Raw genomic sequence first — 13420 nt, 5'->3', positions numbered from 1 at the left:
CCCCAGACAAAAACCTGTACATCCATCCAGATAAAACTTGCCTCCGCGTCCTCGCTTGCGCATTCTATTGCCCATCATTTCCCGATGAAGCGTTCCCGGCCATGCGCCTTTTCCTCTGCGAAAAACCTTCCCAAGCCAAAGACATCGCCAAGGTGCTGGGTGCCAACCGCAAGGCCGACGGCTGCTGGCAGGGTACCGACGTGTGCGTGACCTGGTGCATAGGCCACCTGCTGGAAACAGCCCCGCCCGACAGTTACGACGACCGCTACAAGCGCTGGGACCTCGCAGACCTGCCGATCATCCCGGACAAATGGAAGATGCAAGTCAAGCCCAAGACCGCCAGCCAGTACAAGGCCGTCAAACGCCTGCTGGGTGAAGCCCGCGAGCTGGTGATCGCCACCGACGCCGACCGCGAAGGTGAGATGATCGCCCGCGAGCTGGTCGAGCATTGCCGTTACCGCGGGCCAATCCAGCGCCTTTGGCTGTCGGCGCTGGACGACGCCTCGATCCGCAAGGCCCTGGGCCGCCTGCTACCCGGCCAGGACACCTTCAGCCTTTACCACTCGGCCCTGGGGCGCTCACGTGCCGACTGGCTGATCGGTATGAACATGAGCCGGCTGTTCACCCTGCTGGGGCGCCAATCGGGGTATCAGGGTGTGCTACCAGTGGGCCGGGTGCAGACCCCTACCCTGCGCCTGGTGGTGGATCGTGATCGCAGCATTGCCGACTTCGTGCCGGTGCCTTTCTGGGCCATCGACGTGTTGCTCGAACAGGCCGGGCAAACCTTCACCGCACAATGGCGAGCTGCGCAAGATGCCTGCGATGACCAGGGACGCTGCCTGAATCAGCTGCTGGCCCAACAGGCCGCGGCAGACATGAGCGCGGCCGGTACTGCGCAGGTCCTGAAGGTGGCGACAGAACGCGTGCGCGAGGCAGCGCCGCTACCATTCGATCTTGGCACCCTGCAGGAGCTGTGCTCGAAAAAGTTCGGCCTCGGCGCGCAGGAAACCCTGGATATCGCTCAGGCCCTGTACGAAACGCACAAATTGATCACTTACCCGCGCAGTGACTGTGGCTACCTGCCCGTGAGCCAGCACGGCGAAGCACCGGCCATCCTTGCCGCGCTACAGCGTGCTGACGCCAACCTGGCGCCGCTACAACCGCATCTGCAGCCGCAGCGCCGTTCCCGCGCGTGGAATGATGCCAAGGTCACCGCCCACCACGGCATCATCCCAACCGCCGCAGCCAGCGACCCGGCGCGCTTGCCGGCCAAGTACAAAGCGGTCTACACCTTGATTCGTGCACGCTACCTGGCGCAGTTCCTGCCCAACCACGAGTATGACCGCACGCAGGCCGAGTTCGACTGCGCCGGCCACGCCCTGCGCGCCGTTGGCAAACAGATCGTCGAGCCTGGCTGGCGCCGCGCGCTACCCGAGGCGCTGACACCAGCCAAGGGCCGCGAGGCTCAACCCACACAGGTGCTGCCAGCCCTAGGTGAAGGTCAGGATTGCCGCGTGCACAGCTTGCAGCTCAAAGACCTCTGGACTCAACCACCCAAGCCGTTCACCGAAGGCGACCTGATCAAGGCGATGAAAAACGTTGCCAAGCTGGTAGAGGACCCACGCCTCAAGCAAAAGCTCAAGGAAACCACCGGCATAGGCACTGAAGCGACCCGCGCCAGTATCATTCAGGGCCTGCTCGAGCGCGGCTATCTGGTGAAGAACGGCAAGGCGCTCTCGGCCACACCGGCTGCTTTCAGCCTGATAGACGCAGTGCCTCGCGCAATTGCCGACCCTGGCACCACGGCCATTTGGGAACAAGCGTTGGACATGATCCAGAGTGGTGAAATGAGCCTTGAAGAGTTCGTTACACGCCAGTGCGCGTGGATGGGCAAGCTGGTGGAGCGTTGTCGCGGTATGCGCATGACCATCAGCGGGCCGGCAGTGGGCAAGGCGCCGCCTTGGAAGAAGAAGCGGCGCAGCAGTACCGGCACAGGCAAGGCGGGTGCTGGCAAGGCAGCAGCCAACAAACCCAAGCAACCGCGGCGCAAGCGCTCTGAGTGATGCAGCCCTTAAGCCGCGAACAGGCCAGTGCGGGCAACACAAAGTCACACCCTATGTCCCTAATGCTGTTCACTCAAGCATTTGAGTCCAGGGTTGGGGTCGAAAATTCGATATGATCTGGTGTCGGATTTTTTTGGGGTTCAATCTGAGCCTTTTAGCGCCTGTGAGATCGAGCGCCGCGCGGGCCGCGCTCGATCTGCGCTACACCGAAGAACTCACGCCGGGCCTCTACTCAAGTGAACAGCACTACACCCTATATCCCACTTTTCAACCTGCTGAACGCCCGTGTCAGCTCGCGGTTGAAGACCTTACCGTTATCGTTCTTACCGTATAACCGCGCCCGCACTTCAGCCGGCGGATAGGTGCCAGGGGCATTGCGGATCTGCGCATCCACCAGGCCATCGGCCGCAGTAATGGCATTGGCGTAATGGATGGTGTCGGTTATCGGTGCGATCACATCAGGCCGCATCAGGTAATCCACCAATTGCCAGGCAGCATCCGGGTTCGGCGCATCCTTAGGCACCACCAGCGCGTCCAGCCAAATCAACGTACCCTCCTTGGGAATGCTGTAATCGAGCGTAAACGCTTTACCGGCCTGCTGCGCCTGCCCCTGGGCGATGGCCACGTTGCCGTTCCATGACATCGCCACGCAGGTTTCACCATTGGCGAGGTCGTTGATGTTGCGATCGTTATCGAAGTAGCGAATGTACGGGCGAACCTTGCGCAGTTGCACTTCTGCAGCTTTAAGGTCTTCCAAGCGCTGCTGGTTGATGTCCAGGCCCATATAACGCATCACTGCGGCAAAGACTTCGTTGGGGTCGTTGAGCAGGCTTACCCCGCAGTCGGCAAATTTCGCCACCACTTGCGGGTCGAACAGCATCGCCCAACTGTCCACCGGAGCAGCCCCAACGCGCGCCGCCACCGCCTGGCGCTGGTAACCCACACCTGTCGTACCCCAGGCGTAGGTCCCGGCATAGCGGTTGCCAGGATCGAACAGGGCCATGTGTTGGCGAAATTCTTCACCCACCCCGGCCAAATGAGGGACCTGCGCTTTATTCAACGGTTGCAGGGCGCCGCTGGCGATGGCTCGGCTCAGGTGTTGCCCCGCGCTGAGCACTACGTCGTAACCACTGCCGCCGGTCAAGAGTTTGGTCTCGGCGGTTTCCAGCGAGTCGAAATGATCGGCAACCACTCGAATGCCGGTTTCCTGCTCGAACCGCGTCAAGGTGTCGGGAGCCAGATATTCGCCCCATATATACAGGTTCACGGTTGGCTGCTGCGTATCGGTGGCCTGGGCCACCGACATCGCACAACCCAAGGCCACCGCTACCGCCAGCGTGGGCGCTCTCATCAGCGGCCTCCAGCATATTGAGGCATGGTGATACAGGCGACATTGCCACCACCGAGCAAAATCTCACGAGAGTTCTGGATACCGATGATGCGGTGGCCGGGGAACAGTTCGGCCAACGTCGCCTGGGCGATATTGTCGTTACGATCACCGAACAGTGGCACGACAATGGCCGTATTGCCCGCATAGTAGTTGATATACGAAGCGCAGATGCGGGTGCCGGCCTGGCGCAGATGGGTACCGTCGACCTGGTCGAGCCCAGCTGCTTCTTCGGCGGTCCACTCCAGCACATCCGGCTGCAGCAGCTTGTGCACCTTCAGTTCACGGCCACGGGCATCTCGGGTACTGCGCAAAATGTCGTAGGCCTCTTGGTAGATCTCCCACTGTGGGTCGTCACGGTTATCGGTCCACTGCAACACCACTTCACCGGGGCGTACGAAACAAGCCAGATCGTCGACGTGGCCATCGGTTTCATCGAACTTGCAGCCCCGCGGCAGCCAGATCACCTGCTCGGCGCCCAGGTAGTCCTCGAGCCGACGGGTCACCTCGGCCTTGCCCAAATGAGCATTGCGGTTGCGGTTGAGTAAGCACTGTTCGGTGGTCAGCAAGCTGCCTTGCCCATCACTCTGGATACCGCCAAGCTCGGCAATCAACGGTGCACGATAGCGATCCAGGCCTTCGATTTCGAGCATCTTCTGAGCGACCTGGTCGTCTTTGTCCCAAGGGTAGTAAAGGCCGCCATCCAGCCCACCATAGGCGTTGAACTCGAAGTCCACACCACGCACCTGCCCACTGTCAGGGTTGACCACAAAGCAGGCACCGCTGTCACGGAACCAGGTGTCATTGCAGGTCATTTCCACTAGCCGTACTTGAGGCGGCAGCAGGCGCCGGGCATTGGCATACTGGGCGGCAGAAGCACACACCGTCACCGGCTCGCTGGAAGCGATGGCCGTAACGATTTCGACCCAGACCTTCTGCGCAGGCTTAGCACCGTTGCGCCAGACATCAGGCCGCTCGGGCCAGCCAAGCCAGCAGCCTGCCTTGCGCTCGAATTCGCCAGGCAGGTGAAAACCGTCGGCCTTAGGAGTGGTAGTGAGCGAACGTGCCATGGGTCATCCTCGTGTCATTGGGTGATGACCGCACGCTACGCCGCACTGCTGGGCAGTTCCAACGATGAAAACTCAGCGATAATTGAATTCAATTCAGCTATCAGCAAGCTGTTCGATGAACCATTCGATGAAATCAGCCACCGGTGGCCGCTCCAGGCGCAGCCGTTCGCACACCAGGGCATATTGACCTTGCGCAGTGACCGTGGCGGCAAACGGGCGTATTAGCCGCCCGCTCTGAAGGTCGGCCTGGCATGTCAGGGTGTCGCCCATCGCGACCCCCTGCCCTAACAATGCAGCTTCAAGTGCCAACGCAGCGTGGGGGAAATACAGTTGCCGGTTGGGCAGCGCATCGTCAGCATGGGTGGCCAGCCAGGTGGTCCAGGTGCGGCCATCCTGATCGTCGTGAAGCAAGCAATGCCGTACCAGGTCGCGGGGGCGCTTGAGCCCACCCTGGTTGAACAATCCCGGGCTGCATACGGGGAAGAATTGCAGCAGCGGCAGCGGCCGGACGAAGTACGTGCTGGCATCCAGTGCGCCAGTGCCGTAGGTGATGGCCAGGTCTACGTCCAGCCCTGGCGCACCGGCATCGATGGGCTGATCGTGCAGGTGCAAGGTGATATGCGGATATCGACTGGTGAAGTCGGCCAGGCGCGCCACCAGCCATTTCTGCGCCAGCTCCGCAGTGACCGCCACCCGAAGCACGGCTTGTGAGGCAGGGTCACGCAGCTCGTCACAAGCCGCGCCGATCAGCTCGAAGGCTTGTTGCAAGTGGTGGAGCAAGCGCTGCGCTTCGGCGCTGGGGCGTACTTGGCGCCCTACACGCTCGAAGAGCGGGGCGCCAAGCTGCTCCTCGAGTTGACGAATTTGGTGGCTTACGGCGCTGTCGGTGACACACAGCTCGGCAGCTGCACGGCCGAAATGGCCATGGCGAGCGGCACACTCGAAGGTCCGCAGGGCAGTCAGAGAAGGCAGGCGGCGCATTGTTGTTCCTGTTGAGGCCTTGGATTACCGCTGCTGCGGCTACTGGATGATAGATGCAACGATGGGCCAATGACCAACGGCCGATGACCCGGGCGGGTTCACTCACGAACGGGGCCGGCACTGGCAACCGATCATCAGCAGCATTACCATGGCTCCCCTCTAGCGCGGCCATTTGCCGCGCCCCTGCCCTCTACCTGCCAGGCACCCATGCCCTTCGAACTCACCGTAGAACCGCTCACCCTGCTGATCTTGACGCTGGTCGCCTTCATCGCAGGCTTCATCGATGCCATCGCCGGTGGCGGTGGCCTGCTGACCACACCGGCGCTGCTTACCGCCGGCATGCCGCCACACTTGGTCCTGGGCACCAACAAGCTCAGCTCGACCTTCGGCTCGGCCACCGCCGGCTTCACTTATTACAAGCGCAAGCTGTTCCACCCGGCGCAGTGGCGCCCGGCCCTGCTCGCAACGCTGATTGGCGCCTCGATCGGCGCGGTGCTAGCGCACTTCATGCCGGCCGAGTGGCTGAACAAAATGCTGCCGGTGATCGTGTTCGCCTGCGGTATCTATCTGCTATTGGGCGGTACACCCAAAGCGCCGCTGGATGCCGATGCGCCAATCAAAAAGAAATGGCAGTTTCCCCAAGGCTTCACTCTGGGCTTCTACGACGGCGTGGCCGGCCCCGGCACCGGTGCATTCTGGACCGTGAGCACATTGCTGCTGTACCCCATCGACCTGGTCCGCGCCAGCGGGGTAGCGCGCAGCATGAACTTCGTCAGCAACATCGCGGCGCTGACGGTGTTCATCATTTCCGGGCAGGTGGATTACATCGTTGGCTTGTGCATGGGCATGTCGGTGATGATCGGCGCCTTTTTCGGCGCACGCACGGCGATCAGCGGCGGTAGCAAATTCATCCGCCCGGTGTTCATCACCGTGGTATTGGCATTGACCGTGCGTTTAGCGTGGCAGCATTGGTTCGGGCAGGCCTGACCGGTAGTGACACCCCCGCCACCCCATTGAAGCTGCGCCCAAAATGTTATGTGTCATCGTCGCAGAGCGTTTCCCACTGCCGTCAGGGGTTGAAAGCAGGGATATCACGGCCCAGCCGCTGCGCCACATAGAGGTCGATCAAGTAGCGCGCAATCGAACGCCCCGCCGGCAGCGGCGGAAGGTCGTGCACACTGAACCACTTGGCATCCTCGATCTCATCCGGCTGCATGACAATTTCGCCACCGGCATATTCGGCATGAAAGCCCAGCATCATCGAGTGAGGAAACGGCCAACATTGGCTCCCAACATACTGAATATTCTTCACCTGCACCGCCACCTCCTCGTGCACCTCACGCACTAGGCACTCTTCGGCCGACTCGCCCGGCTCGGCGAAGCCGGCCAGGGTGCTGTACACACCCGTGACGAAGCGCGGCGAGCGGGCCAGCAGAATGTCGTCACCTCGGGTCACCAGTACGATCATGCTCGGCGAAATGCGCGGGTAACTGCGCAGGTCGCAGGGCTGGCAGTACATCGCCCGCTCCCAGTGAATCTGAGTCATCGCCCGGCCGCAGCTGCCGCAGAAGCGATGCTCGCGGGCCCAGGTGCCGATCTGCGCGGCGTAGCCGAGCACTTTATAGGTGTCAAAGTCGCCTTCAAGCATGAATGCGCGCAGCCCGCGCCAGCTGCAGCCGGCAACCTCGCTCGCGCTACGCAGCTCCAGCAGGACCACAGGCTGCCCATCGAAGTGTCCTATGCCGTGTTCACATAGCACGTCCAGGCCCTGGCGCTTGAGCCAGTCACGAGGGAACAGCGCGCCGTTGGCGTCCACCAGAAACCCTTCCGGGCTGCGGGCCACGGCCAAAGCGCCGGTGATGTTTGGGTCCAGAACTGCGGTCGTCCAGCGAGCTGCCATGTCGGGGGTTCCTATACTGCGCGTTCCCGGCCCGGTCAGTCGGCGAACGTCGGTTTCTGTTTGCTCATGTGCGCCGCCACGGCCACGCGCAGGTCTTCGGACTGCAGCATGGCGGCGTTCCAGGTGGCAATGTAATCCAGGCCATCATCGATGCGATGGTCACGCATGTAGCTGAGCATTTGCTTGGTTCCGGCCACAGCGATCGGCGATTTTTCGGCAATTTCGCGGGCGACGGCAAACACGCCGTCCAGCAAACCAGCCTGATCGTCGTAGATTCGGTTCACCAGGCCGATGCGCAGGGCCTCGTCGGCCTCGACATAGCGCCCGGTGAAGGCCAGCTCACGCATGATGCCGTCGCCGATGATACGTGGCAAACGTTGCAAGGTGCCAACATCCGCGGCCATGCCCATGTCGATCTCCTTGATCGAGAACTGCGCATCGCGGCTGCAGTAACGCATGTCGCAGGCCGAGATCAGGTCGATCGCACCGCCAATGCAGTAACCCTGGACTGCCGCCAGCACCGGCTTGCGGCAATTGTCCACGGCATTGAACGAAGCTTGTAAGCGCTGGATGGTCTTGCGCAGCAGCCGGGCATTGCGGCCCACATCCTTGCCCATCTGGCCGGCCAGCGATGCCAGCATCATCAAATCGATACCTGCGGAAAAATGCTTGCCCGCACCACTGATTACCACTACACGCACCGCATCGGTGTCGTCGATCCACTGGAAGATGTCGACGATCTCCGACCAGAAGGCGGCGTTCATCGCGTTGATCTTCTCCGGTCGGTTGATTTGCACATGGGCGATATTGTCGGTCAGTTCGACCTTGAACGCGGTGTACTCGGTCACGGGCGGCACTCCTGTGGGAAAGGGTTCACAACGGGAATGGTAACTCAGTGGATTGACCGCGCTTGTGCCAAAACTGGGACTTTGGGCCCGGCGCAATCACCACGCGCTGCATGCACCTGCCTGGCGCTATTGACCAGGCTCGATACAACTTTTAGACCCCAGCCGCGTCGAAACGAAAGTGAGCCCATTACCTCGCTTTAAGGAGATCTGCCATGGCGATGCGCAAGGCCCTGATGTTTTCCTGCATGACCCTCGCCCTGATGGGCTGCGTCGGTTCCAACGACGACCACCAAGCTGCGCCCTCCACGATGCAAGTCGACCTGCAACGCTACCAGGGCACCTGGTACGAGCTGGCACGGCTGCCTATGTTCTTCCAGCGCAACTGCGTGCAGTCAGAAGCGCACTACGCGCTGCGCGAAGACGGCCGGATCGACGTCACCAACCGCTGCAAAGAGAAGGACGGTGAAGTCAACGAAGCCCATGGCATCGCCGAAGCGCAAGTCCCAGGCAAGACCGACAAGCTGTGGGTGCGTTTCGACAACTGGTTCAGCCGCCTGGCGCCAGGGTTGACCAAGGGCGAATATTGGGTGCTGTACCACGACAAGGACTACCGCGTGGCGCTGGTGGGCCACCCCAACCGCGAGTACCTCTGGCTGCTGTCGCGTACTCCGGCAATCACCGACCAAACCCGCGATGAGCTCGTGGCCATTGCCCGCAAACAGGGTTATGACACCAGTAAGCTGATCTGGCGCCAGGGCACCCCGACCGCGCCTTGAGCATCGACGCCGCGCGCGGATGCCGCTATCGTGTGGCCACCCGCGCATGGAGCGAACCCGTGGACCTGCAGTTTCTAGGCACCTCGTCAGGGGTGCCGACCAAAAGCCGAAATGTCAGCGCCACCGCCGTGATCGAAGCCAGTGGCAAGCACTGGTACCTGGTCGATTGCGGCGAAGGCACCCAGCATCAGTTACTGCGCAGCTCGCTCTCGGTGCGTGATCTGCGCGCCATCTTCATCACTCATGTGCATGGCGACCATTGCTTCGGGCTACCGGGGCTGCTAGCCAGCGCCGCGATGGGCGGACGCAGCGAACCGCTCGACCTGATATTGCCGACCGCCCTGCATGCCTGGGTGCGCCTGACCCTGAGCGCAAGCGATACCCACCTGCCGTACCCACTGCGCTTGTTGCCGGTCGAGCAAATGGCCCCGTGGCAAAGCGCCCAGGTGCAGGTCAGCGCCGTACCTTTGTCACATCGGGTTCCAAGCGTCGGCTTTGTGTTCACCGAACTGAACCCGGAGCCTCGCCTGGATGTTCAGCGGCTTGTCGCTGAAGGCATCCCGCGCGGGCCATTGTGGGGCCACCTGGCCAAAGGGCTGACGGTGGAGCATGCCGGGCAGCGGCTCGAGGCCTGTGATTACCTCAAAGCCTCGCGACCACCGCGGCGGGTGATTGTCTGCGGTGACAACGACAACCCGGGGTTACTCGCCGAGGTTGCCAGGGACGTCGATGTGCTCGTACATGAGGCGACCTACACCCAACCCATCGTCGAGCGCAACGGCAACTCCTTTGGCCACAGCACGGCGGCGGCGGTGGCGCAGTTCGCTGAGACGGCGGGCGTGCGCAACCTGGTATTGACGCATTTCAGCGCTCGCTACCAAGCAGACCCCAAGCGCAGCCCGTGCATCGACGATGTGCGTGAGGAGGCGCAAAAGTACTACTGCGGCCACCTGACCTTGGCGTGGGACCTGCAGCGCTACCGCATCGGTCGCGATGGCTACCTACTGCCAGTGATGGCTTGAAGAGCCAAGCTTCAAACGTCGGCAAGATCGTCTCGGTTCAGCCAAGGGCCTTGCAAGAGCGCCGCGTGTGCGGCGCGCTATCTGCAACCGAGCAACATGCTCGATACCCTCAAGCAGTCAAGCAGCCAGCCGTCCACTGGCAATCGCTTGCGACGCCGCCAGCATCGCCCGCAGCAGCACCGCGCAGCCCGCTGCCAGGTCCTCGGGTGTGGCGTTCTCGATTTCGTTGTGGCTGATGCCGTTTTCGCAAGGCACGAAGATCATCCCCGCCGGCCCCAGTTCGGCCAGGAAGATCGCGTCATGCCCTGCCCCACTGACGATGTCCATATGCGCAAGGCCTAGCGCCTGTGCCGAATCGCGCACCGCGTCGACACACCCGCGGTCGAAATACAACGCCGGGAAATCGGCCGTAGCCACCAGCTCGTGGCTCAGGCCATGCTTGGCACAGGTTTCTTCGATCACCGTACGCACCTCGGCGATCATCGCATCCAGGTGCTGGCCCTCCAGGTGGCGAAAGTCCAGGGTCATGCGCACTTCACCCGGGATCACATTGCGCGAGCCGGGGTAGGCCTGCAGGCAACCGACCGTGCCGCAGGCATGGGGTTGGTGCGCGTGGGCGGTGCGGTTGACCGCCTCCACCACCGCAGCGGCCCCGACCAGCGCATCCTTGCGCAGGTGCATCGGGGTCGGGCCGGCGTGGGCTTCTACACCGCGCAAGGTCAGGTCGAACCACTTCTGCCCCAATGCGCCAAGCACGACGCCGATGGTCTTGGCCTGATCTTCCAGAATCGGTCCCTGCTCGATGTGCGCCTCGAAGTAGGCGCCGACCGGGTGGCCAAGCACCGCTCGTTGGCCGGCATAGCCGATGGCGTTGAGCGCCTCACCTACCGTTACACCCGCGGCATCACGCTTGGCCAAGGTGTCTTCGAGGGTGAACTTGCCGGCAAAAACCCCTGACCCCATCATGCAAGGCGGGAAGCGCGAGCCCTCTTCGTTGGTCCAGACCACTACCTCCAACGGGGCCTCGGTTTCGATACCCAGGTCATTGAGCGTACGCAACACTTCCAAGCCCGCCATCACCCCGAAGCAGCCATCGAACTTGCCGCCCGTTGGCTGAGTGTCGATATGGCTGCCCGTCATCACCGGCGGCAGCTTAGGGTTACGTCCCGGTCGGCGGGCAAAGATATTCCCCACTGCATCGACGCTGACGGTACAGCCGGCCGCCTCGCACCACTGAACGAACAGGTCACGTGCTTGACGGTCCAGGTCAGTCAGCGCCAACCGGCACACGCCGCCCTTGGGCGTAGCGCCCAGGCGGGCGAGGTCCATCAACGACTGCCAAAGGCGTGCGCTGTCGACGTGGCGCTCGTTTGAGTTCAATACGTGCTGGGATTGGCTCATGGTGTTTCTCCTCAGGCATTTTTATTGGTTTGAACGGGCACGATCACCGCCCTGCGTACCGCCACGCTGCCCAGGGCGTAATACAACGCGCCGCCCAACAGCGATCCGGTGAACCAGCCATAGTCGTAGAACCAGCTGAAACTGCTGTTGCCAATGGCCAGAATGGTCAGCCCTACCGGCAAGGCGAAGGCAGCAAAGCCGGCCCAGTTCCAGGCCGGGTACACGTCATCACGGTACAGCCCGGCCAAGTCCAGCTGCTGGCGGCGGATCAGGAAGTAATCCACCACCATGATTCCGGCAATCGGCCCGAGCAGGCTGGAGTACCCAAGCAACCAGTTCGAATACACGCTTTCCAGGCTAAGGTCAGATACGATCCAGCCGAGTTTCTTCAGCAGTTCATGGCTCATCAGCGCCAGGCCGATGAGGCCGGTCAACCACACCGCCCGGCTGCGCCCGATCAGGCGTGGGGCGATGTTCTGAAAGTCGTTGGTTGGCGAGACGATGTTGGCGGCAGTGTTGGTCGAAAGCGTTGCGATCACGATCAGCGCCATCGCCAGTGCAACCCAGCCGGGGCTTTGAATTTTGCCGATCAGGCTGACAGGGTCCGATACCGTTTCACCCACCAGCGAGGCCGAAGCAGCCGTCATCACCACGCCCAGCGATGCGAACAGGAACATGGTCAACGGCAGGCCGAAGATCTGCCCAAGAATCTGATCCTTCTGGCTTTTGGCATAGCGGCTGAAGTCAGGAATGTTCAGCGACAAGGTAGCCCAGAAACCCACCATGGCGGTGAGCCCTGCGCAGAAGTAACCCACTACGCTGGCCCCTTCCGGGCGCTTGGGTGGCTGCGCCAGCAGTTCGGTCATCGACATGTGCGGCAAGGCCCAGAACAGCAGGCCGAAACCGACCGCTACCAGCAGCGGTGCCGACAATGTCTCGAGCCACTTGATCGACTCGGCGCCGCGCAGTACCACCCACAGGTTCAGGGCCCAGAAGATCATGAAGCCGATCACTTCGCCAGTGCCGGCCAGCGCCCTCCAACCTTCGAAGATGGAGCTCAGGAACAGGTGGATGGCCAAGCCGCCGAACAGGGTCTGGATGCCGAACCAGCCACAGGCGACCACCGCACGAATCAGGCACGGCACGTTGGACCCCAGTATGCCGAACGATGAACGCAGCAGCACCGGAAACGGGATGCCGTACTTGGTGCCTGGGAAGGCATTGAGCGTTAGCGGAATAAGCACGATGAGGTTGGCCAGCAGAATCGCCAGCAGCGCCTCGCCCACGCTCAGGCCGAAGTAGGCCGTGAGCACCCCGCCGAGGGTGTAGGTGGGCACACAGATGGACATGCCCACCCACAGCGCGGTGATGTGCCACTTGTTCCAGGTGCGTTGATGCACCTTGGTCGGGGCGATGTCATGGTTGTAGCGGGGGCTGTCGAGGACATCGCTCCCTGCGGCCAGTTCGAACAGGCCTGCCTGCTCGACCATTTGCGATCTGCTCTGTTGCATGGGGCCTTCTCCAGATTTTTTCTAGTTGTCTGCTCATCGGGCTAACGCGATGGCCGGAGTACACACACCACCAGTACTGCTCCTCCGGTCCGGCCTGGCGCCTGGGCCGTACTCAAATAGCGTGCCGGTTTGGCTTACGCCTACCCGGCCGGCCGCCGCCAACAGGAGGTAAACACCTGATCTGCAATGATTAATTCGAAGGCAGCTGAGGGTTATGGGGCTCTCCCGGGCTCCGCTCACGCCGCCGACTGCCGCTCGGTTTGGCTGGTACAGGTTTCAAACTGGTGCAGGGCTTTTTTTCATCGGCGCACCCAGCGCCGCCATGCCAGGAATCAAGCAGCTGATTTTGCATGGAAAATCTTGACCAATTTGGCTTCTTGTCAAGTGCGTCAAAATGGTGAAAGGGCTCACCTTTTTGGGGATTTTGTATTTTAATCCTTATTAATCAATTAGATACGACA

Annotated in this window: 11 protein-coding genes; 4 read left to right on the top strand and 7 right to left on the bottom strand. The window is 61.8% G+C overall.

The annotated features are described in order from the left end of the window. The first annotated feature begins 101 nt into the window (after nt 1–101). Entirely contained in the window at nt 102–2063 is a 1962-nt protein-coding gene (locus ACK59H_RS09250) for a DNA topoisomerase III (RefSeq protein ID WP_060480647.1), read from the top strand. 253 nt (nt 2064–2316) lie between these two features. On the opposite strand, the gene ACK59H_RS09245 is transcribed toward ACK59H_RS09250, so the two are convergent. The 3 genes from ACK59H_RS09245 to ACK59H_RS09235 all read right to left on the bottom strand — a co-directional run bounded on the left by ACK59H_RS09245 (nt 2317) and on the right by ACK59H_RS09235 (nt 5501). Then, a complete protein-coding gene (locus ACK59H_RS09245; RefSeq protein ID WP_060479364.1) occupies nt 2317–3414 on the bottom strand; it encodes an extracellular solute-binding protein in 1098 nt (365 codons plus the stop codon). Next, the gene (gene aguA / locus ACK59H_RS09240; RefSeq protein ID WP_060479365.1) at nt 3414–4520 is read right to left on the bottom strand and encodes an agmatine deiminase; all 1107 of its coding nucleotides are present in this window, start codon (nt 4518–4520) and stop codon (nt 3414–3416) included. The genes ACK59H_RS09245 and aguA overlap by 1 nt, the downstream gene beginning before the upstream one ends. A gap of 93 nt (nt 4521–4613) precedes the next feature. Then, nucleotides 4614–5501, bottom strand: a complete 888-nt coding sequence (locus ACK59H_RS09235) for a LysR substrate-binding domain-containing protein (RefSeq protein ID WP_060479366.1) — start codon at nt 5499–5501, stop codon at nt 4614–4616. 207 nt (nt 5502–5708) lie between these two features. On the opposite strand from ACK59H_RS09235, the gene ACK59H_RS09230 reads away from it, so the two are divergent. Then, nucleotides 5709–6488, top strand: a complete 780-nt coding sequence (locus tag ACK59H_RS09230) for a TSUP family transporter (RefSeq protein ID WP_060479367.1) — start codon at nt 5709–5711, stop codon at nt 6486–6488. Nucleotides 6489–6570: 82 nt separating this feature from the next. Here the strand turns inward: ACK59H_RS09230 and nudC are convergent, their stop codons facing one another. Continuing rightward, nucleotides 6571–7401, bottom strand: coding sequence for an NAD(+) diphosphatase (nudC, locus tag ACK59H_RS09225; protein ID WP_060479368.1), 831 nt, complete (start codon nt 7399–7401; stop codon nt 6571–6573). A gap of 35 nt (nt 7402–7436) precedes the next feature. After that, nucleotides 7437–8249: a crotonase/enoyl-CoA hydratase family protein gene (locus ACK59H_RS09220; RefSeq protein WP_060479369.1), complete on the bottom strand. Its 813-nt coding sequence runs from the start codon at nt 8247–8249 to the stop codon at nt 7437–7439. A 212-nt stretch (nt 8250–8461) separates the two neighbouring features. On the opposite strand from ACK59H_RS09220, the gene ACK59H_RS09215 reads away from it, so the two are divergent. Together ACK59H_RS09215 and ACK59H_RS09210 are read left to right on the top strand one after the other, a co-directional pair. Then, complete coding sequence (locus ACK59H_RS09215) at nt 8462–9025, top strand: lipocalin family protein (RefSeq protein ID WP_081016676.1); 564 nt, start codon at nt 8462–8464, stop codon at nt 9023–9025. A gap of 59 nt (nt 9026–9084) precedes the next feature. Next, entirely contained in the window at nt 9085–10047 is a 963-nt protein-coding gene (locus ACK59H_RS09210) for a ribonuclease Z (protein WP_060479370.1), read from the top strand. A 117-nt stretch (nt 10048–10164) separates the two neighbouring features. On the opposite strand, the gene ACK59H_RS09205 is transcribed toward ACK59H_RS09210, so the two are convergent. Both ACK59H_RS09205 and ACK59H_RS09200 read right to left on the bottom strand, forming a co-directional pair. Beyond that, nucleotides 10165–11448: a Zn-dependent hydrolase gene (locus ACK59H_RS09205; protein ID WP_261745283.1), complete on the bottom strand. Its 1284-nt coding sequence runs from the start codon at nt 11446–11448 to the stop codon at nt 10165–10167. A gap of 11 nt (nt 11449–11459) precedes the next feature. After that, a complete protein-coding gene (locus ACK59H_RS09200; RefSeq protein WP_060479372.1) occupies nt 11460–12959 on the bottom strand; it encodes an NCS1 family nucleobase:cation symporter-1 in 1500 nt (499 codons plus the stop codon). Nucleotides 12960–13420: the final 461 nt, after the last annotated feature.

It is taken from the genome of Pseudomonas sp. KCJK9000 (genome assembly GCF_046230725.1).
Classification (GTDB): Bacteria; Pseudomonadota; Gammaproteobacteria; order Pseudomonadales; family Pseudomonadaceae; genus Aquipseudomonas; species Aquipseudomonas promysalinigenes.
The sequence above is the reverse complement of the archived record's forward strand: the minus strand, read 5'-3'. Positions and strand labels throughout refer to the sequence as shown.